A 22,680-nucleotide genomic window follows, 5' to 3' on the forward strand; every position below is an offset into this window, starting at 1 on the left:
TGCGGAATGCGGAATGCGGAATGCGGAATGCGGAATGCGGAATGCGGAATGCGGAATGCGGAATGCGGAATGCGGAAAATTTTGCGCTGAGCTTAACCTGTGTCAAGTCTCGCTCAGTATTTTTTGCATACAGCACCTAGTGTTCGGCCGGAGCGCACAGCGCTCCTATTACTCCGCTGCCAAATACCCCCGATACCGGTTGCGAATATTGCGCACGTATTGCACGGGTTCGGCGCCGCGCACGTAGCCAAAGCGAGCGTTACGGTAGTATTCTTTTTTTGCCAATAACAGCATGGCGCGTTCGACATTGCCAAACCAGACATCCGGGTTCCAACCCTTTTGCCGCGCCAGGCGGCGGGCATCCTGCACGTGGCCAAAGCCCGCGTTGTAGGCGGCCAGCGCAAACCACAGGCGCTCTTCCAGCGGCAGATAATTTTCAAAACGATCGCGCGTCCAGTCCAAATACGCCACTCCCGCCTCTATGCCCGTGCGCTCATCAAAGGGCGTGCTAAACCCGAGCTCTTGCGCCGTGCGCGGCATAACTTGCAATAACCCACTGGCCCCCACATGGGAGCGGGCGTCGGGCAGAAAGCGGCTTTCTTGGTACATCTGCGCGATGATTAAACGCCAGTCAAAATGATAATCGGCCCCCAGCGGCTTCACAATATCGTCGTAGGGTGACAAGCTATCGGCAAACGTTAATCGCTCGCCTTGGTATTTGCCAATGCGCTGCTCGTTTTTAAAGTATTTGTTGTAGGTAACATTAAAAAACAAACCGCGGTAATGCTTATTTAGAAACGCGTTAAACGCGGCAAGCAATTCGGGGTTAGATTGGCGCACGGCCCAGGCGTGTTCTTTTTCCTCGAAGGTCAAACCCGGCGTTAAGTTGGTAGCAAAACGTTGCTCGATAGCCACCAAGTGACTATCGGCAATAGTGGCATCAAAGGTGCCGTCGGCCACGGCCATTAGAATTTCGGTGGTAGCGGCGTCTTGCGCGACCAACTCAAACTCAGTTCCCTCGGCCTTGAGTTGCTGCGCGCGCTGCCAATACGCCGTCTGCGGGTCAATGACCAAGGTGCGACCCACCAGCGCCTCTGTGCTGTCCAGCAGTGGTCGTTCGGCTCGGGTCACTAACTGCTCCGCCACTTTATTGTAATAGCGGGTAAACGCGACCCTGGCGGCCCTTTCGGGAGTGACGGTCATGGCGGCGGCAACCACATCGCCGCGGCCTTCATTCAGCCAGTCAATGGGGTCCACCCCCGGCGGCGCCACTTCCACCTCTAGGCGCAGGCCTTGCTCTTGAGCAAACTGTTTCAGCAGGTCGTACTCAAACCCCATCAACTCACCACGCCACATAAAATAGCTGGCCGGGTTGTTGCGGGTAATCATCCGCAGTACCTGACGTTCTTTTATGCCGGTTAAGTCGTCTTTGATGTACTGAATAGAAGAGGCGTAAATCGTGTGGCTGGTTAAATACTGATTAAGCTCAATCAACAGTTGCTTGGCATCGGGGCGTGCCGCCCAAGCCACCGGCCGGGTGGCCGACACAGCCACCCCCTGTTTAAAGTCTTCGCGGTACTGTTTTAGGGTTTGAGCCAAAGTATCATCCAGTACCGTGGCGTCAAACTCGCCACTGATGACACTGTCGACCAGTACATCGGGATTACCCGATAATGTCTCGGCCACCAGCTCAAATTCGAGCTCGGGCCGCTGCGCTTGCAGCTGCTCTAAACTGACTTGGTAGGAAGACCCAGCGGGCACCAAGACTTTTTTACCCGCCAGCGCCTCAATACTCTCAATCGCTTGGCCCACCGGGCTGATCAGCGTCTCTGTGGCATTCGACAGAGGCAGCGAAAACGCAACGCGCGCCTCGCGCTCGGGAGTTTGAGTCATGTGGTTGACGATTAAATCGCCCTCACCAGCCAGCAAGGCGGGAATTAAGGCGTCCAGTGACTCTTTAACGACCCACACCGGCTCCAGTTTATGTTCCTGGGCAAATCGCTCAGCCAAGGCCCGAAACCCCTCTGAGGGCATACCCGAGCGAGGCAAACCCTGATACTCACGCCGCGGTACCAGCAGCCGTATTTTGCCGCGCTGCTGTAACGCGGCATAATCGCCGGTCTCGGTGTAATTCTCTGAGCTGGCAGCCGCCTCAGACCCGGCAGCCCCACCCGACACCTGTGGCGACTCCTCCGGCGCTCCGCGGCCACAACCGGCCAACACGCAAACCAGTAGCAACCAACAGATTCCTACCCCCCAAACACGACACAACTCTAAAGACTTTTTCATACCACGAATATAACACGGTGCAAGAAATAGCCAATGGCAAAGCCTTCACGATTTAAATACAAATAACCCTTGACAATACCCCGCCCGATAGAGAAAATACGCGCCCTCAGATATGGCTAGGTAGCTCAGCTGGTTAGAGCACAGCACTCATAATGCTGGGGTCGGCGGTTCAAGTCCGCCTCTAGCTACCATATTGCGGAAGGGTTAGTGGGTTAATACCTGCTAACCCTTTTTTATTGCCTTCCCAACTAATTCCCAACCTCTAGGAATTGGCCTTCTTCAGGCGGTTGTTCAGTAGCATTCTGCAGCCCATATTAGGTTTGCCCAGCCGGGATGATCTATAAACGGATTCCTGTTCCCCTGTACCTCCATCACTCGATCATTACGCCGCTTTTCAAACTCGGTAGGCCCATATCTGTTATGCCATTCAAGCAGTGTGCAAAGGTCACCGATCCATGGTTCTTTTACCCTGGCATTGTCGTCTCGAATTACAAGGTCTGGCATTTTTTCATTGGGGTCGTGATCTTCACCGTCATAGCGCACGGCCATATAAAATAGCATTCTTGCGACTTGCCCCTTTGCATGATTGGGTGGCTCAAATGAGAATGCGGCCGTATCTAGTCGGGCTTCCGTTGCCTTTTCGGTAGAGTCTTCTAGCTTATCAATTACAACTTCGCCGCCGATGTCATATCCGTAATTTGAGTGGCTACCGTTAATGTTTCTGTCAGCCGGTCTTAGGTGATGAAGGTCGGTGTATCCGTCTTGTGATTTTTTAGGAAAGCCCCGGGATTTAGGCCAGATGTGTTCACGATCCCAAGCATCATTACTGCCACCTCCTCGATTAGCTTTTGAAATATGACGGGGCTCATTTAAATAGAGCAGCCGGACTAGGCCACAATGCGGATTATCATCACGGCAATCTGAATCAGTGTAAACCAGAGCTTCCCACACATCGATATTATTCATGTCATGCCAATTATCATTACCGGATTGTGTATAGGGTAGAACCTCATGGCCTGATATCAGGTCATTTAATCCTGCTTTAAATTCATCACCGGTCAGATTTATGACAGAACCGTAATAATCTGTATGAGCGAAAGCACTGGAAGATAGCGAGAGAAGAGCAATTAATGCTGTATTGATTAATTTCATAATAGCCTCCTTAACTGTAGTTTATAAATATTTCCTTTTGCGACTTGCCGCCTAATATTAACAGTGAGTTTTCCGTTCTGCCTTAAATATTAGTGTTCATAATATAATCGCCTTTCAAGGGTGAAAGATTAGGAACATTTTTCATATAGCAGGGTGATAGATGGGCATATCTCATTGTGACTTTTAAGTCACTGTGACCGAGTAATCTTTGAAGAACGAGTATATCCCCGCCATTCATCATGTAGTGACTTGCGAAGGTATGCCGTAAAACATGGGACAGTTGGCCATCAGGCAGTTTAATACCGGAACGCTCAACGGCTTTTCTGAATGCTGAATAACAGTCATCAAATAAGCGGCCATAAGGGAATGATAAACCACGTAGATAAACGGACAGTTCAGGTTTAATCGGTATGACACGAACTTTGCCATTTTTAGTGCCAGAGAATACAACACGATCTTTGAACAGTTGTCCATCTGTTAACCTGTTAGCCTCACTCCACCTTCCCCCTGATGCCAGACACAACCGAGCGACAGCACCACAATGGTTATTCCTGGACTTATCACATTCAGATAAAAGCACAGGTATTTGCTCTTCCGTCAGGTACGACAGCTCTTTTTCGTCGATTCGGAAGGTGCGTATTTTTGCCATTGGGTTATCGCCCCGGTAGAGCTCTAGGCGAATGAGTTCGGCGTAAACGGCCCTTAAATATCGAGTCTCATGGTTGATGGTACTTACACTGACTTCTTTAAGACGCTCTTCGCGATAATGTGCAAAGTGTGCAGCGGTGAATGTTTTAGCTTTCGGGTCTCCCAGTCGCTTAACAATGGTAAGAGTACGAGAGAAACGGTATTTATGGTCTTTGAGGGTACAGCCATGCATTTTGTACCAGAGATCAACCAGTTCGGACAGTCGCATTTTATCCGAAGGATTATGCAATTGGCCTTTTTTAGATAAGTAATCTGTTTCTATCTCTTTACACTCTTTTCGTGTATTTCTCACCCGCTTAATCCGTGGCCCATCGGAGCCGAAGGGATAAAAATCAAGCTGGTAACGCCCATCGGGTAATTTCTTAATCACGCCGCCACCCCTGCTACGATATGCGCCCTCATTTTCTCTTGCACAAACTCTAATAATATTGGTTGTAAGACGTCAGATTCGCCATATAGCTTCACATTAAAGTAATGGGCTAGGTCAGCGTCTAAACCGGACTTAAGCAATCGAGAAGTAACGTACTCAGGCGTAAAACGGCCCCTAGAGTAAAGCTTGATCTGATTGCCGAGCCAGAAGGCGACATTACGCCTAGAACACTCAGAAGGTGGTTTTTGAGCACGTTTATAGAGCAGTGAGGGTGATGGGCAAAAATACTGTACATCTTCAATGAGAGACTGCCAAATGGGGTCAATATAGCTGGTGGAGTGCTGAAGCCTGAAGTTATTCAAAGCGTATTGCCACAGTGCGGTCAAGTGAGGAATAAGATCCGTATAGTTTTTGATCTTTATGGCATTACCTTCATCGTCTTTTGTACCCCAGCCGAATTGATTAATCACTGAGTGATGAAAACGCGCCTCAATGCGATGCACCACGTCCCCTTGTTCATATTCGGATATGTTGTCAGGGTCGCTGAAATCGCCGTTAAAGTCTGCTCTAGGCACTCTGCCCCATATGGTTTCCCAATAGTCGATCTTATCGCTCTTAATGGCCTCAGCTGTTTTATCGTAGACACAGAATTGTAAGGCACCAGCAGAGCCGAAGGTGTAGGACTGACCCGCACCGTATATGACCGCTGTTTCGTTTAAGCCTAGTTGTGCGTTGCTGATTGAGTTGAATTTATACTGACGCTTGGCCTTAGCTACTAGTCGCGCTTCAAAGTCATTAGGTAGTACAAGTCCTTTAACGTCAGTTGCTATGTGTACTGATATGCCGGCGTGTACAAGCTGGACGCAAAACAGGTTAGCGATATGGTCTATCTGCTGAGTAAGTTGTTCAGGGCTGTATTCTGCTATCAATTGCGGTGTGACTTCGACTTTCAGGTGTGAAGCGGATATATCAGCCTCAGCGTAAAATGACTTGAGCAGGACGACAAAGCCCAAATCGAGGTTTTTTAGGATGAACTGGTAACCACTGGCCTTTGATGAGCGGGTAATCATCCAGTCAATTCCACCAATGACAAAGTATCGATCACCCCCCTCTTGAGCATACTGGAGGTCTTGCAGTACATCGGGGCGAATCAAGCAGTTATACAGTTGTTTGATGGTATCAACACCAGAATGAAGGTATCTCAAGCCAGACAGATCAACGGTTTTATTCTCCTGCATGAAAACATTACCTTCCCGGTGCCAACGCTTATTTTCGTATCTCATTGTTACCTACCTTTAAACACTTAATATTGATTTGAACAGGGCGTTTTGTGGTCTTATGTGTGGGGTCACTCCCCTATTTATTAACGTGTTACAAGAACGTTAATAATGTGGCCTTCGGCCGATGCTCGTACCTCGCATTCGCGCCTAAGGCCACATAAAGTCTTATATGTGGTTTGGCATAGTTCGGTTTTCTGGCCAATATAATTGCTTATGGTTACTGGACTTTACGGGCTGGGTTAGTTGTTCTGGTTGTTTACGATTAGCGTCACCCCTAGAATTACCCTCTTTTCCCTGATAGACCAAATGATCAAATGGACGATTGACGATCCATTTCTGACAAATCTGATCGCTTATATCGTTGATTTTGGTTCCTTGCTGGGTATAGCAATTACACACGCCCTTAAGGCTCATGCAACCGGCAACACGGGGCACCTCAACAACTTTCATTGCCTGTTCTCTATAAAGGGGCGCGGTGAATGGTAAGCCTTGTATTTCAGGCTTTAGGAGTTTTGCCCAGCCCATTGATTCACGCTCAGATGTATTTTCATGTTGCGGCTGGGCTTGATTAGGAGCCGTTGACCCGGAACCATCTTCTGAGAAGATATTAGCCGCTTTATAAGCCAGGAAAGCCAGCAACAACAGCCCGAAGACAAATAGATATAGTATTTTTGGAGGTCTGAATTTATGCGTGTGAACTTCAGCGCTTTTGTATAAATCGTAGATTTTCTTTGGATGTCCGATTCTGGATACAACCAGAGCATTTAACTCTGATTTATTTGTAACGCTGACAACGCCAGAGCCTGAGTGATAGCGCTTTGAATATTTAGCGCCATGGGGTCTGACATAGTGTATATGTTCATTTGCCAGCTTTCGGGCGTGAGTGTCTAGAAGTGTCGGGTCTTGAGTAATAAAAACTAGATCAATGCCTTTGTGCCTATGTGTTTCAATTTCTCTAAGCTCAGGCGGTATTGGCTTTGATGCAGAGCGTATCGGCCAATGCTTTTGTGCTTCATCGACAATTAATATTGCACCTGGCGGGAGCTCCTCATGCCAGTTTTTAATTTGATCAGTATTAAGCTCGGTCCAGCCTAGTGTTTGATCACCTTTTTCTGATAATGGTATGCCGTGATAATAGATTGGCCGTGGTGCCTTACCTTGCCTTACTAATTCATCATTAATATTTTTATAAGTTGAGATTGTATGTAGCGTTTTGCCAGCACCTGGCAATCCAGAGACGATGAGGAACATTTAGGCCTCCGTTTGTGGTAAAAATGATAGTTTTTTAATAGCACCCGAGACTAGCTTTAATGTTATTGCAGCAGTTATCGAGCTAAGAATAATTGACATAAACTGATCAACGCCTGCTATATGCGCAACGGCAACAACCTTAGCGCCTACACCACCCCATGCACCTTCCACTGTTGTAACAAGGTTTTGGAGCATTGTATCAACGCCCTTATATGTAATGACACCAACACCGAGGGAGAGAAGGACACGAGCGACCAATGGGCCAATAATTGACGCGAGAAAAACACCGATCGGAATAAAAATAGCGGGAGCAGCCATAGATTAAAGCCCCATATAAGTTCTGAGAAATACCATTGCCCCGATGAAATAACCAAGAGCAATGAGTAAAGGTTGTAAAAGTGCAGCCAGATCACAAATAGATTGGTAACTAAATTCGATAGATGCCCCAGCTATAGATATTGTTTCAGGTGTTGGACAAGCGCCACCACCTAAAAAACCAGAATCATCTACACTAAATGCAAGTGAGTGATCTATCTCTTCATTTTTAATTTTATTTAATTCATTATCATCGGGACTATCAAGAAGAGAGTCTTTAGCGTTATATTCCTCATCGCCACTAAGGTCTTCACGCCATAGTTTCGCGTTACATTCAATTTTAAACGTATGTTCCTCGATAGCGCATTGAATCGCATCACCATTGCACTCAGGAGCTACGATAGCGTCTTCTGAACAAGTACCGGCCATATAATCATCGGAACCTTCAGAGCTGGATCCCCCGCTATCAGAAGAACTAGAACTTGACTGTTGATCAGCTGAACTAGAACTAGAACTACCTCCACCATCGCCGCCGTCGCCTTCGCCGTCACCATCTATATCAGGACAAAATATTTCTCCGTCTATTTCAAAACAATTGTTGGGCAGACCGTCGGGGCCTGTTCCAATTTCAGTGTCAGAGCAATAACGTGTACCGTCATGACCGATGTAACAGCCATCAGAATCTATATAATCGTAATCATCTGAATCGAAATCTCCGTCACCATCAGTATCCCAATCACTCGATGAGTTTGATGATGACGCAGAAGATGCTGAAGAAGAACCGCCAGTATCGCCGCCATCACTAGAATTCTGACCGCCATCACCACCGTCATTACCGCCAGTGCTGGATGTTTGGCCCGAGCTAGATTCTGATGATGCAGTGCCTTCGCCACTTCCATCACCAGAGCATGATTGACCGTTATAGATGTAATTGCCAGTTTTAGAACCGTCATCTTGCGGTACAAAGAATGAAAGCTCAGACTGACAACCCGCATAGCATCCAATGGCCGGTGGTGTTTCTTCGGGGCCAAATAGAAACGTGCCTGCAACAGTCCCCTCTAAATGTTCACATGGGTTGTATTCATATGCACATTTATAAACGCCGCCAACTTGTGACATTGATGTTAACGTTAATGTTTGCCCCTGATGTTCGATTGATTCGGGGCATTCCCATTTACGTACCCTAGGTGTAAGTACATCGGGATATTGTGCTGGGATCTCTTCACAGACTACGCCAGTATTACCGCAATCCTCCTTAAACTCATTGTAAGCTTGCATACCTGATGCAACCTCACGGCTTTGTGAGAGAAGCTGACTATACTCAGGATTGGTATAGATAATTTGATCTTCTTCGGAATAAGAATGGGTAGATGCAAAGACAACTAAAATCGTTAGAATTTTAAGAGAATGATTAAGTTTTTTTAATGAAAGAATATTTTTCATTTTATCACACCGCGAAAAAGCATATACATCGCACTTGCAACTATAAGAAAATAGATCCACTCCCAAGTAATCATAATATCTCAACCCCTAAAATGAATGAGGGAGCCGAAGCCCCCACATTTTTTATCAATGTTAGGCGTAATTACATTACGCGCTTAACAAGCTTAAACATCAAAATAATAGCGATTGCCCCAAGAACGGCAGCGCCAATTGTTTCAATGTGACCGCCAGCACTGCCGATTTCAGTCACCACCCCAGATGGGTCAAATTGTGCATTAGCAAGACCGGCAGAGGTCAAGCCAGCAACGGCAGCAGATGCACGACCTAACTTAGAGTTGATAAAAGCGAAAGATTTCTTCATGGATATAATCCTCAGTAGTTTTGGGTTAACACTCGACTGATTGCCGAGATTGTAAACACGCTTACATAAACTAAAGCCATTGCACCCAGCAACTGATTAGCCTCAGCAAACGTGATCGGCGGAAGAATACCCACCGATTCGGAAACAGTGCCCAGACATTTAACAGTACCGTCCTGTAATACACTCCATTCTGAACACTGAAGATTAGTCATAAGATCACCCTTGTTCGGTGTAGTTAATCAGCTCAAAAGTTAACGTTTCAGATTGAGATTGTCCGATCATGAATACCGCAATAGTCCAGGTAACTTGCAATAAGACAAAATACAAAACTCGTCTCTTTTGAGGTTTGGCGAACAAGGACAGAATCATTTTCTATGCCTATTTCTTATCTGAAGCCGCAGACAATTGCGCAAGCTGTACTTTTACGCAGTGCTGACCCAATCGACCACCGGCCGCCTTTTTTAGGCGCACATGAGCTTGAACTTGTGCTGGGTACTTTGGAGGATTGAGGGTTTGGTAAACCTCGGGATCGCAAGGCATTTTCATTACAACAATACCTTTGGCGCCCTCTTCTTTTTCGTCTTCGACCTTTTGGCCGATGTAGAGCGATGCATATTGACGGCCATCGACATCTGCCAGTGAAGCGCCATACAGTTCAACAGTAAGTACCTGATTCATAGTGTCACCTTCAATTGAGTTCAGCCGGTTTATGTTTCAACCCACGCCCCGGCAATTGGCGTAAGTGTTCGGAATAAAAAGGCCCAGTGAGTTGAGCTAATGGGAGCTCGAAAGGCTTTGAACTGGGCAAAGCAGCTTTGATGGCCGCAGGTAGGGTTCTTTGGTTGGCCACTCGTGCGAGGTTTACCGTGTGGACGATCTGCCAAGCAGACGTGAGCGCCTTGGCGTCACTGTCGCCCACACTGTTTCCGCTCACGCGGCCTTGTGCCCTAGGGGCACGTATAGCAATAATTAAAACTTGTATTGATGCGTAGATATTCATTCGGAGAAGTCCCCCCGGCTGAATATGGTTTTACCGTCGCGCAGGTTGTCGACTAGTTCTGTAACGTTGATAAAGCGCTGACGACCTATTTTGACGTTCGGCAAGGTGTTGTTTTCGACCCACCCCCGTACAGTGTCTTGAGTGGTGCCTAACCATTGGGCAAATTGCTCTTGTGAGCTTACCGGAGGCAATACGGACAGGTTTATAGGTTGCTTTGGGGAAATCATGCAGCAGCCCCCAAACGATGCTCAGCGATGTATTGTTGTACTTGCTGGGCATCTTCCCTGTGAATGCAGAAGTCTGCCCCTTCGCAGAATATGAAGGCGTCAGGAGCACCCGAGGGAGGAAGTACAATTGTGGGTGACTTTGAACGGATGAATACGCCACGAAGGCCACGGGCTTGAGGGGTAAACACGAATTCACCGCGTTTATCGTCAAAGGTCACCGTCCAGATTTGACCCTCTGATACCTGAAAATTGCATTCCTTTTCCATATAGCACCTTTTGCGTTATTCATTGGGCTTGGCTTTTGAACCTCACTGGGCCACAATAAAACGTGATCAATTACTACAAACTAAGGTTAGTATTTACCGGTAAATATTACCAGTAATAATTACTTATGAATAAAGACGTTGTTATAGAACGTATCAATGCAATCTTGGAAACTGAGAAAGTGACGAGAGATGTGCTTAGTGCGAAAACGGGCATTGGATACAGCAGATGGAATAATGTCTTACAAGGCAAAGCCAAAGTAAGACATAGCGAAATTGAAGCAATTGGAAAGACCTGGCCTGAGTATCGACTATGGTTGGCATACGGCGACGAAATGCCAGAAGCTGGGCAAATTAGCCCCATGACCAAGTCAGCTCAGAGCGACTTAGGAACAGCAGGGAAAGCCGGATAATAGCGGCTAGGGTAGCCAAACGGTGGAAAGGGAATAAAGATCAGAAAACCGCAGCCAACGGAAAAGACAAGCAGTTGCCAATAAGATAAAGGATTAGGAGTTACAAATGGCAAAGTTTTTGAACACGAGTGCAACCAACTACTTTCTAGAAGAATTAATCAAAGACGCGCGCGATAGAGTCATACTTATCAGCCCCTTCCTAAAGCTTAATGACAGAATTAAAGAGCTTCTAGAAGACAAAAACCGATTGAAAATAGACGTCCGAATTGTTTATGGAAAAAGTGAACTACAGCCAGAGGAAATAAACTGGCTTAACGATCTTACCTTTGTGAGAACAAGCTTCTGTAAAAACTTGCATGCCAAGTGCTATATAAACGAAGAGCTGTGCATCATTACTAGCCTGAACCTGTACGAGTTCAGCCAGGTAAACAATAACGAAATGGGCATTTTACTCAACCGAGACGAAGACGGAGAAACCTTTAAAGAAGCCTACGAAGAGGCACAACGAATTATCCGCATTAGCGATGAAGTCAGAGTAAGCCTTAAAAAAATACCAAAAACCGGTGATGATGCAGGAGGCAGCACGCTTGATGAAGGACTAGAAAAATTAACATCATCGAAATTAGCCAAAAAGCTTGGAAAAACAACAGATGAGCTAATGGCAATCCTTTGCGAAAAAGGCTACCTAGAAGATAAGAACGGAAAGCATATTATTACAGACAAAGGAAAAGACTCTGGCGGTCAGTTCATGCCCAAGGGTCGGTTTGGAGCATATTTTTTATGGCCTGCGGATATGGAACCGTAAACTTAATTTAACTTAAATCACGGACGAAGCCATGGTGATATTTACAAGAGCAATAAATGAAAAAAAATGTTATGGAGACTAAAAAGGGGAAGTTTGAGTTGACAGTGACAGGCATTTATAAAGAGAAAATTAAAACAGGGATTAGTACACCGATAGATATAGAATTAGCTAGAGAAGAAATATAAACTTATCTCAAAAAGGAAAGAACAGACACAGACAAAATGGATAGCAAAATAAATGAATAGAATTCATAGAACTAAAAATATAATAATAACCTCACTTTTAAAAATAAAATACAAAATTCTACCACTTATAATCTCTTTAGTCGGGATATACATTGGAGCATCAGAATTAAAAAGACTCGAGGAATCTATAGATCAAAACTCATTGACACTAGAAGGGAACTTTTCACCTCTAATAAATATAAAGGAGAACTTATCCCTCAGCAAAAAAGACAAAACTGAAGTAGAAGTTTACCATACAATCCAAATTAAAAACTCAGGAAACTCAACAGCTCACAACATAAAGATTTTTTATATAGAACCTAGCGACAAATGGAACTTAAACAGTCTTACACCATACACCTCAGACTTTCTTTCAAAATTAAAAACAACTAAATTTCAACTAGAATTCATAGAAGACAAAAGAGAGTTAATTGAAAAAGGGAAGCTTTCTATAAACGAAAATATAGACCTTTTAAAAACCCCAATGATACTTAATGAAAATGAAGAACATGAATTGCTATCATGGAAGCTAAGACTAAAAACAAAACCAGAAACAAACGTAGAAAGCTTACTTATAAACCCTAGAATATTTCTTCTAAAGCATAACATTTCAATTGTTATTTCTTATTGCGATTTACTAGGAGCATGCTACCTAGCCGACGCATTCAGACCTCACCTTAGAGTAAGGTACGGAAAAGGAAACAAAGAGGAAAGCAGAAATGTACCTATATTTGGGAAATTGGACGAATCGAACAAGATAATAAATGAAATTAGCGACAATCATTGGGAGTACTCGAGCTTTAACAAAGAAAAAATAAGAGATATACACCGTCCATTTTTAGCGGCAAGCATAGAAATGTTTGCAAAAATAGACGAGATGTACCATGCATTCAGCATAGGAGGGCTATGGATAAACGAAAGGGCAGACAATTACAGCCTGACAGAAACAAACCTTAGCAAAGAACTTACTTCAGCTGATACGGCAAGCCTTTGCCCATATTATGACAGAACTATAACGTCAGCCACTGTATTACTAAAATCGGCTATCAAACTTAAACATAAAAAGGATATTGGATTATTCGACTTAGACCTAAAGAGAAGAATATCGGATATTGAGCTTATGGCTTATGAGTTAGAGAGAACAATAAATTTTTTCGAAGAAACATGCATAAAAAACTTCAGCAAGGAAACAATTAAACTAAGAGAGGCATCTTTAGATACTCACAAGAAAATGATTACGGAACTAAAAAAAACCAAAAAATCACTTTAGCAAGAGGTATTCGCACAAAAAAATAAAAATGCAACTTAGACTTCCAGAAAGAAAATATCACATATCATGCAAATTACACTGAAAAAACAATAACGCAAGGCGATACGAAGCAACAAGCAAATTTTAGGCTCAAAATTTAAACTAAAATAAGCACCAAATATTAACTTGAAGCTCTATAACTAAAAATAGAGCCTTATTAGAAAGGCCCGTAGAAGAACTCTAAGGGCCTATAACAACTAGCTATTACCGCCTGCAACCGTTCTTGTCGCAAGTAATGCGTTCTGAAGAATTTACCCAATGAGACGGATGCTCTCTTGTATCAAAACCGCACGCGGTTTTTCCGCCCTTGGAACCGGAATGAACTTCATTTGTAGGTACATGTTTAACGGCCATAATATATTCCTCTAAAATAGACCCTTACTTAGGCTTTTTAATTCGCTCGACCACTGTAGTAGCCGGTCGACGCTTTGCCTCTGAGACAGGAATAAACTGGCCTGTACGAGCATCTCTGCCGATAGAACGTGTCTTCTTAGACATACAAAATTACCTTTAGATAAAAGTTAGTGGTTGCCGGCCACTCCCGAAGGAAGCTTCTATCAGGTTTGAAATAGATTAACTTTAAAGTACACTATCTCTTGATTCTCTTTGGACGGAGATCACCCTCTGTCTGGCTTTAACATGCTAGGCAGAGGATTCTAAATCAAGATCACCTAAAAACTGACCGACCCCAAAATACTAACTCGACTTCACGATTCATTCAAGTTTTCCACAAAGGCACAATATATTGTATTCTACCTGTGGATAACCCATGTATAAGTCAATAAAGCACAATATGTAGTGCTTCCCTGCAATATAAAGCCATTAAAACAATGAAAAAGTATTACTTAGGTTTAAGAATCGGCAGATTATATTCTTATAAAGTCTAAAAACATGCACTTTCCTTTACCAGCTATTACGGAAGATAAGTACCAGAAAAGTACCAATTTGAAGAAGTTTTTATATACCAGACCATGAATCATCCTACATGTAAGCTATTGTTTTTACTGAATTTATGTTCTGATATGGTCATATACAAAGCTCTCATAATGCTGGGGTCGGCGGTTCAAGTCCGCCTCTAGCTACCATATAAAAAACAAAACCCCCGCAGGCCCTGCCTGCGGGGGTTTTGTTTTTTATATGGGGGTAAAATGGTGAGCCGCAGAACTGCCCCCCGGCTCACACATTGCGAACAAGCGATGGCCACTGCGCTTCGCGGGCCACACTGTGCCCGAAGGGTTGTAAACACCCTAGTGTTTTACAATTCACCCGCCCCTGACTTAATCCGTGTTCTCATCCTACACCTCCCAACCACTCACCCGTTTACGGTTGATTGAAGCCGAGCACACCGACAGAACGCCGACCCTAGCGATAATGGCGCAGCCTTGGCTGCCCTAAGCACCGAAGACAAGTAAACACCGAAATCGCAGGAGCAGTTTTTAGCTTCATCTGTTACAGCTCACACGCTTTGCACTGTTGACTGAACCGCTAGTATCACGATGTTGCGTTAACTCGATAAATACCATACATTGCAGAATAATTGGGACTGAGCCGCAGATTTACCAGACAGGGAGCTGTTACATATTGATCTCGTTTTTAGCACTTGCAAACCCTTCCTGTATAAATTTCAAACTGTACCGGTCAATACTAGCTTGGCGTGAAGTTTGTGATATGACCAAGCAAGTTCACTATTATTTTTAGAGGTCATAGAATGTTAAAGAAATTTTTATCAGGTATCGTATTTGGGGCAGGGTTTTCAATTGCGGCTCTTGGTATTTATACCGCTTGGATGCTTTATGTATTCCCGCCGTTAGTTTACAAGAGCTTCACATCTGAGCCCGTTGTTACAGAAGGCTCCGCCCAGTTTCAACCTATCATTGACACACCCAATTTTCATGAATTATCAGTCGATGAGAAAATCGATCTGGCTACGGCGATTATTGTCGTGAAATTCGAAGACGGTGATAACGATCATTACAAAAGTGTGGTGGAGGATATTCTAAAAAAAGAAGAGGGAGTTGAGCTCTACTATAACCTAGGTGAAGTGTACGAAGAAAATACACATTATAAAATGTCTGACGAGCTTGTTCCTACAAGAGCTATTGTCTTTCTGCAAGGAAACCCTGCAACCATGCGATTTTCAACCACTTTCAATGGCGATAGAATTAGAGGATTAGGAGGCATTTCACTGGCCTTGCTAAAAGAGAAATGCAATAACAACTAAATAATTAATCTAGCCCCTTCTGCTCGCGTCACTGCGAGGGTAGTTACAGGTCATTCAAGTCACGACTGCCCCCTCCCTAAAACGATTGCTACATTCACAGCAATCGGCTTTATAACAACCTCGGTTATTCTGGCACCAAAATATACATTACACCTAAAACCCCTTCAGCCTCCCCAAAAATCTTTTGAATCAAATACTCCTTAAAAACAGCCATTCCATTAATTTTCGCTATTAAGCGGTCATTTTCCTATGCAATATTTACAAAAATGCGCCACCAGGCTACCTTTGATAGTAATTTAACAATGTCTCGATATTTTTTGTATAACGGCATATTTTTATTAAATTGACAAACTGTTGAAGCCCACTAAAATTATTCTAGCTAGGCTAGTACTTAGCCCCACGGAATACTTCCAAATGGATTGGAGGAAATATGAAAAATTCTCACCTTCATTTTTTTGTCAGTTTAGCGATATTAACTTTCTCACCTCTGGCGCTGTCTGATACAGAAACAGGTAACTTTGACGTTACTATTACCATCACTGCCTCCTGTACAATTGATACGGCTAGCGATGGCAATATCAACTTCGGCACACAGGCTTCGACAGCGACTAATATTCAGATCAGTACTGCCTCAATAGATGTCAGCTGCACCCAAGGCACTCCCTATACAATCGCCTTAAACGATGGCACCAATTCCGATGGCACCTCCCGACGCATGAAAGGGCAAACTGTTGCAACTGACTATATTCCCTATGAACTCTACTCCGATGCGTACACCACACCGTGGGGCGATGGTGTCACATTAGGCTCGGTTAAAAGTGGGCTTACGGGCAACGGCGGCACTCAGAACCATGTAATTTATGCTCAGGTTCCCAGCGCCAACGCTTCGGCACAAGATTACCAGGATTCGGTAACAGCGACGATCACCTGGTAGAACTCAGAGCCTACAGCCATGAAGCAAACGTATAGTGTGGCGTTAAAACGAACGCTGCAGTGCATATGTCTTGGGTTGTTATTTCTCGCCAGTTCCGCAAGCCAGGCTAGCCTGCAAGTTTCGCCGACGCATTTGTTTATTGCTGCCGAACGCAATGCAGACGGTATTACTCTAGTGAATACGGGCCAAGAGCTTTTATACGCTCAGGTTCGCGTTTATCAGTGGCTACAACTGGACGGCAAAGATCAACTGCAACCCACGCAGGAAATCATAGCCAGCCCGCCTGTGATAGAGCTTGGGCCCGGTGTAAACCAGCTCGTTCGGATTGTACGCACAGGCTCCCCTCCCGACATGGCCGAACGCAGCTTTCGCATTATTATTGATGAACTTCCCGTCAGCTACGATAAAAACATTACATCTGCCAACCAGCCCACGGGAGGGTTAACCTTTCGGTTGCGCTACTCTATTCCTGTTTTTATCCAGCCGCCTCAAGCCGTCAATCTGCAGCCGGTGCTAAACAGCTCACTCATTAGCCACGAGGGCGAGCACTTTATCCGGTTAAGTAACGAAGGCAATAGCCATGCTCATATTGCCGACCTTACATGGATTCAAAGTGACGACCGGACCACAATCGCACCGGGGCTTGCAGGCTATGTACTCCCCGGAGAACAGCGGGAGTGGTTATTACCCAAAAATATAAATCCAAAAAACGGGGGCGACTTTTCCGCAAAAATAAATGGCGAGCTACGCGAACGCACTCTTGTCACTATTACGCCGACACCTTGACATAATGACTGTGTTATTGCTTGTACCGTTAGCAGCCATGTCGTACGGGAAGCAACCACATAAAGGCGATCTTAGCCAAAGACCGCCCCAAGCTATAACCGCAGCGATGAACCTCGACGATATCACCCTCTACCTTGAGGTTTTTGTTAATCAGGTTCGCTACCCCTCACTCGTCCCTATAACACTGAGAAAACAAGAGCTTTTTGCCAAAGCAAGAGAGTTGAAAAAATTAGGTATTGCAATGCAAACCGCGAGCGACAACGATAATATCGCATTAAGCTCTCTGAGCGGCATTGAGGTTAACTACCGTGTCAACACTCAACAGTTAATTCTGACCGCACCACTATCGTTAATGTCATTGCCAATGACCAAACTCTGGGCCAGTGATTCATTACAACCACCGCAAGCGGTATCGTCTCCGGGCAGCTTACTTAATTATGATCTGTACGCTAACCACACGGGCGACCATCAGTTTGTCTCAGCGGCGGCTGAGGTTCGCGCGTTTGGATTCGGCAAGGGTGTGTTTAGCCACACCAGCAGCAGCCACACTCAACGCAGTGGTAATGGCGACTGGAGTAGCGATTCAGTAGCACTGGATACCTTTGCCGAGTGGTCATTTCCGGGCAATGCCACCCGCTTAACCATTGGTGATTCGGTCAGTGGCGGGCTTAACTGGTCGCGCTCACTGCGCCTTAGCGGGATACAATACGGCCGCAACTTCAGGCTACAGCCCTATCGCACTGTTTCGCCGCTAGCGTCTTTTATCGGTAAAGCCACTCTGCCTTCAACAGTTGAACTCTACATTGATGGGGTGCGTCGCTATCAATCAAATGTTCCGCCCGGCCCTTTTGAGATCAATGCAGTTCCAAGTATCACCGGTGTGGGGCAGGCACAGGTCATTACCACCGATAGCTTGGGCCGCTCCACCACAATTAATATTCCGTTTTACAACACACAACAACTCTTAGAAAAGGGGCTATCGGACTGGACGCTAGCCGCCGGGTTCGTACGCGAAGATTACGGTATTAAATCATTTTCGTACGGTAATAAATTAAGCGGTAAAGGAAACTTTCGCTACGGCATCAACAACCAACTTACTATTGAAAGCCAAGCGGAGCTGGACGACCGTCTTATCAATACGGGTATCGGCGCCGTTTGGCAGCCGGGCCTGGTCGGCGTGGTAAGCCTGGCGTACAGCCGTAGTCACGATCAAGGTGCATCCGGCTACCAAACAGCATGGCGCTACAGCTGGAATAACAGCCGTTTTAACGTCTCCGTTGCCAGCCAGCGTACTTTTGGTCAGTATCGCGATCTAGCCAGCCATTACAGCACATTGCCGGCAAAACGCAGCGAACAGCTTCTGGCCAGTGCACAGACTAAACAAATGGGGAATATAGGGGTCAATGCGATACGTTTTGACAATGCTGATCTCGATGAGCCCGCCGCGCGATATGCGGGCATTTACTGGAATAACAGAATCAGTAAGGGTGTTTCTGTTAACTTATCTTACAACCAAAACCTAGACGACAGTAACGATCGAACTTTTCAGTTTGGATTCAGTATCGTCTTCGGCCAAGACCTCCAGCTTCACAGCTCCATCCAGCGTAACAATGACAGAAATCTTTATCAGGCAAGCTTGCAGCGCACATTGCCTAGTGATGGCGGATTCGGCTGGCGCCTACAGAGCAGCGAGAATGGGGCAACCTCTAACACCCTCGCCCGAGGCAGTTGGCAAGGAAATTATGGCCGTATCGACTCCGGTATAGCCCACGCGAATTCTGATCAAAGTGGTTTTGTTCAAGCCAGCGGAAGCTTGGTGTGGATGAACCAACAAGGCTTTGCATCGCGCCGAATAAACGACAGCTTCGCAGTGGTGTCCACCAGCGGCATTGCCAATATACCGGTTAAGTTGGAAAATCGCGTGATCGGCTATACTAACAAAAACGGTAATTTATTAGTCACCCGCTTAAATACTTGGCAACACAACAATTTATCCATTGACCCAATGGATCTACCTGCCGACAACAAAGTTACCGATATTTATCAAAGCGCTACGCCCAGCGATAGAGCTGGAACTTTAGTCGAATTTACAGTTGAAAAAGTTCGAGCCGCTATTGTCGTACTCACTGACCAAACAGATATACCACTGCCTGTGGCCAGCCGGGTTCTCACTGAGCAGAGCAACAGCACGCCTATTTTCGTTGGATTTGACGGTCAAACTTATATAGAAAATTTACAAGATTATAATTATTTGCGTGTTATCACACCCGAAGGAACCTGCCATGTTGAATTTTCAATCCCTCCGGGCCAAATACCCAACCACTACCTAGGCCCTTACCAATGCAAAAAAGCGAAGTATTAGGCTGATGAAAATTTTTTACACTGCATGTATCTTCTCTTACCTGATCAGTCTAAACCCTGAGGCTGTTGCCGCAACATCTTGCTATGCCACAGCCAGCGATCTGGTGTTTGGTAACATCAGCATGGGGTCTGCCGCAAACTCCTCGGCAAGTGTTAGCATTGAATGCAACACCTTCGACCTGTCATTACTAGCCACAGCAAGGGTGCGTATGTGCCTAAATTTAGGTGCAGGTTTAGCCAGTGGCAGCACCATTAACTTACGCTCCATGAACACACTGGCGTTGGTGCCATTGCAGTTTCAAATTTATCGTGATGCAGCCCTAACCCAAGTATTAGGTGATACACCTGTTGATGATATCGATATTGATCTGGAATATTCTGTACCCATTTTGGGTGGCTCAGGCACAAAAAATCTAAGTATATATGGCTATGTTCCCCCTCAATTAAATTTAGCGGCTGCCAGCTACTTCAGTGTCTTTTCCGGCGGGCATACGCGTTTAGATTACCGTTATGCGGAACGTTTATTAGGCACCCCAAGCTGGCCGGCAAGCTGCACATCGGGCGGCAATGGCGGCGGCAGCATTATCTTTCCTTTTAATGCCACGGCTACCGTTGCCGCCAGCTGCGTGATTGACATAGCAAATAATCTTAATTTTGGCTCTATCTCTGGCCTAATCAATAGCCATCACGATCACACCACGGACGTTAGCTTCACCTGCACTAAAAACACACCCTGGAGTCTCTCGCTCGATCACGGTTTGCATTACACCAGTGAACGACGTATGCGCAACAACGCAACCGGGCAGTTTGTTAGCTATCAACTCTACCGCGATAGTGGGCGCACTTTACCTTGGGGCGACACCCCTGGTATTGATACAGTCAACGGTTCGGGAAGCGGCAGCAGTCAAACACAGACTGTTTACGGACGCGTCTCCGCCCCACAGTCAGTAGCGAGTGGCAACTACAGTGATACGATTACGGTAACTATAACTTATTAATGTAACTGACCTTTGTTAATTAATTTCCTTAGTTTATATAAATTCACCACAAATAAAATTTTCACCATAATCAGGTGTAAACATTTCGTGACTTATAGCTACCTAAGTTCATATAGCCCTAAGTTTATCGAACACTACGATTAGCAGAAAAGACCACTGCAAGACTGATAACCGACTCAAAACGCTGAATTTACCACCACCAAAACGACTCTGTTCATTTTCTCATCGCCTTTCTACGAGTGATCTACCATTAACTACAAAGCCCCTTTCGACCATTATAGTTGTAATCGGCGACTCAATGATTTTAGTAAATACGCCTCTATACTTAACCCAAACAACTCCGTAAAAACGTTATCGTTAACAATTATTAAGCTAACCAAAGCAGATAATGATTAACGACACCTCGGTTACAACTTTTAACAATTTAGTCCTACGGCCAATATAAAGTGCATGCTATACCATGCACCTGCCGATTCTGATGTTTGATACACAGTCAATAGAATAAGGGATAAGGGAATGCCGTACAGTAAACTGATTGGCAAAGGCCATTCAGTGGGCGGGCTATCGAAAGATTTTATTCGAGTTCAGTTAGCCAAAGCTCATTTCTTTCAGTTTGTTTGCCAACTTTTAGGGGATGAGCTTTCGTACGACGAAGCTCTTACTTACTTTTTACCAGACTCTGCTACACTGGAAAGGAATGAACGCGATAATGAGCCTATGTGTTCGAATAGATTGCAAGTCTATGGCTATGCACTGCGTTTGTTTAACGGCGTAGCCGCCGGTCAGTGGGCCTCGGTAAGCGCTGCGATTGATAATTACAATTTACCCCTCACACTGAAAAAAACCAAAAATGCCTACAAAGCCGCGCATAAAGCAACCCGGCTCGACGATCAACGGCTACCCGAAAACGTAGAGTAATAGCTTCTCCCGAACTTTGCTGGCTTCTGATGACAATGCCCTGTATAAAAGCATTATTCACTCATAAGCCATCAAGGACGCTTTATGAAACACTGTATATTCGCTCTGACCCTAGTATTTTCCTGCCTATTACTCAGTGGCTGTGGTGACCCCACGCTGGATGCCACCAACCAGGCCTCCATTGAGGAGTCTGTCAATGCCATGATGGAGGAGATGGACGAACAAGAGCAGCAAAAATTTCAACAAGCCCTGGCCAGCATCGCGCTGGAAGCCACTACCGCTAATATCCAAAAAGCCATGTCTGGCGCCACCATCGACGCCGAACAAATGCAAAATGATTTTTACGCCAGTCTGGACGGCAAAACCGCCCAGGAAGTGATCGATTACGCAGCCCAGCAAAACGACTAAGTTGGCACGAAATTAATCATTTTTAAAACATCGTGACGGGTAAGCGGCGAAAGCTGCACCCGTCACGGTCACAGGCCTCGGCAAACAGATACATGGCTTGCGGAACCTCAACAAAAATATCGTAGATATCCACCGCCGGTTGATCGGCACACCCCAATGTGAAATCGGCACTGTACTGACAGATGGCGCCACCGGTAAAGCCGCAATATTGACCCGGACCGCAGGACTCTGAGTATACAGTGAGGCTATCGTTAATATTGGCTGTGGGGCCAACACTGAGGTAAAAGTCGTATTGGCTGCCCCGCTCTACCCCCCAATAGATTTCAAAAACACCATCGTAATAATAGGGGTCAATTTCAAGCGGTGTATGGCTCGATACCTCACTATCCACCCCGAAGGAATCAACTAACACGAAAGAGTCCAGTGTTTGTAATGGTGGTGGCGCAGTTATGCTCGCGCTGCGGTGTGACTCATTACAGCCTACGAGCCCCGCCAGTGCTATACATAAAATAAAGCCTTTAGTTGCGTTCATATTCGACTCCTGTTCCAACTAACTCCTAGACTATCACCATTTGGCTGAATTCAAACTGAACCGATTTCAGCCGATAAACGTACTTGACTGTGAATTGGACATTTGAGTTTTG

22 protein-coding genes and 1 tRNA gene are annotated in these 22,680 nt (G+C 45.4%); 12 read left to right on the forward strand and 11 right to left on the reverse strand.

Going from position 1 to position 22,680, the window contains the following annotated elements:
* Positions 1-168 precede the first annotated feature (168 nt).
* Positions 169-2,238: a transporter substrate-binding domain-containing protein gene (locus Q4563_RS14835; protein ID WP_303605007.1), complete on the reverse strand. Its 2,070-nt coding sequence runs from the start codon at positions 2,236-2,238 to the stop codon at positions 169-171.
* Between the two features lie 165 nt (positions 2,239-2,403).
* Here Q4563_RS14835 and Q4563_RS14840 point away from each other — a divergent pair.
* Positions 2,404-2,480: transfer RNA gene (locus Q4563_RS14840), tRNA-Met, on the forward strand.
* 100 nt (positions 2,481-2,580) lie between these two features.
* Here Q4563_RS14840 and Q4563_RS14845 read toward each other — a convergent pair.
* The 9 genes from Q4563_RS14845 to Q4563_RS14885 all read right to left on the reverse strand — a co-directional run bounded on the left by Q4563_RS14845 (position 2,581) and on the right by Q4563_RS14885 (position 10,396).
* A complete protein-coding gene (locus Q4563_RS14845; protein ID WP_303605008.1) occupies positions 2,581-3,441 on the reverse strand; it encodes an endonuclease I family protein in 861 nt (286 codons plus the stop codon).
* 82 nt (positions 3,442-3,523) lie between these two features.
* Positions 3,524-4,519 carry a phage integrase gene (locus tag Q4563_RS14850; RefSeq protein WP_303605009.1) on the reverse strand — a complete coding sequence of 332 codons (996 nt, stop codon included), beginning with the start codon at positions 4,517-4,519 and terminating at the stop codon, positions 3,524-3,526.
* On the reverse strand, positions 4,516-5,802 hold the full coding sequence (locus tag Q4563_RS14855) for a hypothetical protein (RefSeq protein ID WP_303605010.1): 1,287 nt from the start codon (positions 5,800-5,802) through the stop codon (positions 4,516-4,518). Before Q4563_RS14855 ends, Q4563_RS14850 begins: the two co-directional genes overlap by 4 nt.
* 162 nt (positions 5,803-5,964) lie before the next feature.
* Complete coding sequence (locus Q4563_RS14860) at positions 5,965-7,050, reverse strand: zonular occludens toxin domain-containing protein (protein ID WP_303605011.1); 1,086 nt, start codon at positions 7,048-7,050, stop codon at positions 5,965-5,967.
* Positions 7,051-7,368: a DUF2523 domain-containing protein gene (locus tag Q4563_RS14865; protein WP_303605012.1), complete on the reverse strand. Its 318-nt coding sequence runs from the start codon at positions 7,366-7,368 to the stop codon at positions 7,051-7,053.
* 3 nt (positions 7,369-7,371) lie between these two features.
* The gene (locus Q4563_RS14870) at positions 7,372-8,808 is read right to left on the reverse strand and encodes a virulence factor TspB C-terminal domain-related protein (RefSeq protein WP_303605013.1); all 1,437 of its coding nucleotides are present in this window, start codon (positions 8,806-8,808) and stop codon (positions 7,372-7,374) included.
* 142 nt (positions 8,809-8,950) lie between these two features.
* A complete protein-coding gene (locus tag Q4563_RS14875; RefSeq protein WP_303605014.1) occupies positions 8,951-9,169 on the reverse strand; it encodes a major capsid protein in 219 nt (72 codons plus the stop codon).
* 378 nt (positions 9,170-9,547) lie between these two features.
* A complete protein-coding gene (locus Q4563_RS14880; RefSeq protein WP_303605015.1) occupies positions 9,548-9,847 on the reverse strand; it encodes a hypothetical protein in 300 nt (99 codons plus the stop codon).
* 318 nt (positions 9,848-10,165) lie between these two features.
* Positions 10,166-10,396, reverse strand: coding sequence for a helix-turn-helix domain-containing protein (locus tag Q4563_RS14885; protein ID WP_303605016.1), 231 nt, complete (start codon positions 10,394-10,396; stop codon positions 10,166-10,168).
* Positions 10,397-10,787: 391 nt separating this feature from the next.
* Between Q4563_RS14885 and Q4563_RS14890 the strand changes: the two genes are divergently transcribed.
* The 11 genes from Q4563_RS14890 to Q4563_RS14940 all read left to right on the forward strand — a co-directional run bounded on the left by Q4563_RS14890 (position 10,788) and on the right by Q4563_RS14940 (position 22,036).
* The gene (locus Q4563_RS14890; RefSeq protein ID WP_303605017.1) at positions 10,788-11,072 is read left to right on the forward strand and encodes an XRE family transcriptional regulator; all 285 of its coding nucleotides are present in this window, start codon (positions 10,788-10,790) and stop codon (positions 11,070-11,072) included.
* Between the two features lie 106 nt (positions 11,073-11,178).
* Complete coding sequence (locus Q4563_RS14895) at positions 11,179-11,877, forward strand: phospholipase D family protein (RefSeq protein WP_303605018.1); 699 nt, start codon at positions 11,179-11,181, stop codon at positions 11,875-11,877.
* Between the two features lie 56 nt (positions 11,878-11,933).
* Complete coding sequence (locus tag Q4563_RS14900) at positions 11,934-12,062, forward strand: hypothetical protein (protein WP_303605019.1); 129 nt, start codon at positions 11,934-11,936, stop codon at positions 12,060-12,062.
* Positions 12,063-12,114: 52 nt separating this feature from the next.
* Entirely contained in the window at positions 12,115-13,371 is a 1,257-nt protein-coding gene (locus Q4563_RS14905; protein ID WP_303605020.1) for a hypothetical protein, read from the forward strand.
* A gap of 1,747 nt (positions 13,372-15,118) precedes the next feature.
* Complete coding sequence (locus tag Q4563_RS14910) at positions 15,119-15,631, forward strand: hypothetical protein (RefSeq protein WP_303605021.1); 513 nt, start codon at positions 15,119-15,121, stop codon at positions 15,629-15,631.
* Positions 15,632-16,061: 430 nt separating this feature from the next.
* A complete protein-coding gene (locus Q4563_RS14915) occupies positions 16,062-16,565 on the forward strand; it encodes a Csu type fimbrial protein (RefSeq protein WP_215976822.1) in 504 nt (167 codons plus the stop codon).
* An 18-nt stretch (positions 16,566-16,583) separates the two neighbouring features.
* On the forward strand, positions 16,584-17,351 hold the full coding sequence (locus Q4563_RS14920) for a fimbrial biogenesis chaperone (RefSeq protein WP_303605022.1): 768 nt from the start codon (positions 16,584-16,586) through the stop codon (positions 17,349-17,351).
* Between the two features lie 106 nt (positions 17,352-17,457).
* Positions 17,458-19,713: a fimbria/pilus outer membrane usher protein gene (locus tag Q4563_RS14925; RefSeq protein WP_303605023.1), complete on the forward strand. Its 2,256-nt coding sequence runs from the start codon at positions 17,458-17,460 to the stop codon at positions 19,711-19,713.
* A gap of 4 nt (positions 19,714-19,717) precedes the next feature.
* A complete protein-coding gene (locus Q4563_RS14930; RefSeq protein ID WP_303605024.1) occupies positions 19,718-20,710 on the forward strand; it encodes a Csu type fimbrial protein in 993 nt (330 codons plus the stop codon).
* Between the two features lie 516 nt (positions 20,711-21,226).
* Complete coding sequence (locus Q4563_RS14935; RefSeq protein WP_215976818.1) at positions 21,227-21,628, forward strand: hypothetical protein; 402 nt, start codon at positions 21,227-21,229, stop codon at positions 21,626-21,628.
* An 84-nt stretch (positions 21,629-21,712) separates the two neighbouring features.
* Positions 21,713-22,036: a DUF6694 family lipoprotein gene (locus tag Q4563_RS14940; RefSeq protein ID WP_215976817.1), complete on the forward strand. Its 324-nt coding sequence runs from the start codon at positions 21,713-21,715 to the stop codon at positions 22,034-22,036.
* Between the two features lie 22 nt (positions 22,037-22,058).
* Here the strand turns inward: Q4563_RS14940 and Q4563_RS14945 are convergent, their stop codons facing one another.
* Positions 22,059-22,568, reverse strand: a complete 510-nt coding sequence (locus Q4563_RS14945; protein ID WP_215976816.1) for a hypothetical protein — start codon at positions 22,566-22,568, stop codon at positions 22,059-22,061.
* Positions 22,569-22,680: the final 112 nt, after the last annotated feature.

It is taken from the genome of Gilvimarinus sp. 1_MG-2023 (assembly GCF_030548285.1).

What these genes read in the sequence shown, in the direction of transcription:
- Q4563_RS14845 (WP_303605008.1), bottom strand. Translation starts at nt 3,441, where the DNA reads ATGAAATTAATCAATACAGCATTAATTGCTCTTCTCTCGCTATCTTCC.
- Q4563_RS14855 (WP_303605010.1), bottom strand. Translation starts at nt 5,802, where the DNA reads ATGAGATACGAAAATAAGCGTTGGCACCGGGAAGGTAATGTTTTCATG.
- Q4563_RS14860 (WP_303605011.1), bottom strand. Translation starts at nt 7,050, where the DNA reads ATGTTCCTCATCGTCTCTGGATTGCCAGGTGCTGGCAAAACGCTACAT.
- Q4563_RS14865 (WP_303605012.1), bottom strand. Translation starts at nt 7,368, where the DNA reads ATGGCTGCTCCCGCTATTTTTATTCCGATCGGTGTTTTTCTCGCGTCA.
- Q4563_RS14870 (WP_303605013.1), bottom strand. Translation starts at nt 8,808, where the DNA reads ATGAAAAATATTCTTTCATTAAAAAAACTTAATCATTCTCTTAAAATT.
- Q4563_RS14875 (WP_303605014.1), bottom strand. Translation starts at nt 9,169, where the DNA reads ATGAAGAAATCTTTCGCTTTTATCAACTCTAAGTTAGGTCGTGCATCT.
- Q4563_RS14880 (WP_303605015.1), bottom strand. Translation starts at nt 9,847, where the DNA reads ATGAATCAGGTACTTACTGTTGAACTGTATGGCGCTTCACTGGCAGAT.
- Q4563_RS14885 (WP_303605016.1), bottom strand. Translation starts at nt 10,396, where the DNA reads ATGATTTCCCCAAAGCAACCTATAAACCTGTCCGTATTGCCTCCGGTA.
- Q4563_RS14890 (WP_303605017.1), top strand. Translation starts at nt 10,788, where the DNA reads ATGAATAAAGACGTTGTTATAGAACGTATCAATGCAATCTTGGAAACT.
- Q4563_RS14895 (WP_303605018.1), top strand. Translation starts at nt 11,179, where the DNA reads ATGGCAAAGTTTTTGAACACGAGTGCAACCAACTACTTTCTAGAAGAA.
- Q4563_RS14900 (WP_303605019.1), top strand. Translation starts at nt 11,934, where the DNA reads ATGAAAAAAAATGTTATGGAGACTAAAAAGGGGAAGTTTGAGTTGACA.
- Q4563_RS14905 (WP_303605020.1), top strand. Translation starts at nt 12,115, where the DNA reads ATGAATAGAATTCATAGAACTAAAAATATAATAATAACCTCACTTTTA.
- Q4563_RS14910 (WP_303605021.1), top strand. Translation starts at nt 15,119, where the DNA reads ATGTTAAAGAAATTTTTATCAGGTATCGTATTTGGGGCAGGGTTTTCA.
- Q4563_RS14915 (WP_215976822.1), top strand. Translation starts at nt 16,062, where the DNA reads ATGAAAAATTCTCACCTTCATTTTTTTGTCAGTTTAGCGATATTAACT.
- Q4563_RS14920 (WP_303605022.1), top strand. Translation starts at nt 16,584, where the DNA reads ATGAAGCAAACGTATAGTGTGGCGTTAAAACGAACGCTGCAGTGCATA.
- Q4563_RS14925 (WP_303605023.1), top strand. Translation starts at nt 17,458, where the DNA reads ATGAACCTCGACGATATCACCCTCTACCTTGAGGTTTTTGTTAATCAG.
- Q4563_RS14930 (WP_303605024.1), top strand. Translation starts at nt 19,718, where the DNA reads ATGAAAATTTTTTACACTGCATGTATCTTCTCTTACCTGATCAGTCTA.
- Q4563_RS14935 (WP_215976818.1), top strand. Translation starts at nt 21,227, where the DNA reads ATGCCGTACAGTAAACTGATTGGCAAAGGCCATTCAGTGGGCGGGCTA.
- Q4563_RS14940 (WP_215976817.1), top strand. Translation starts at nt 21,713, where the DNA reads ATGAAACACTGTATATTCGCTCTGACCCTAGTATTTTCCTGCCTATTA.
- Q4563_RS14945 (WP_215976816.1), bottom strand. Translation starts at nt 22,568, where the DNA reads ATGAACGCAACTAAAGGCTTTATTTTATGTATAGCACTGGCGGGGCTC.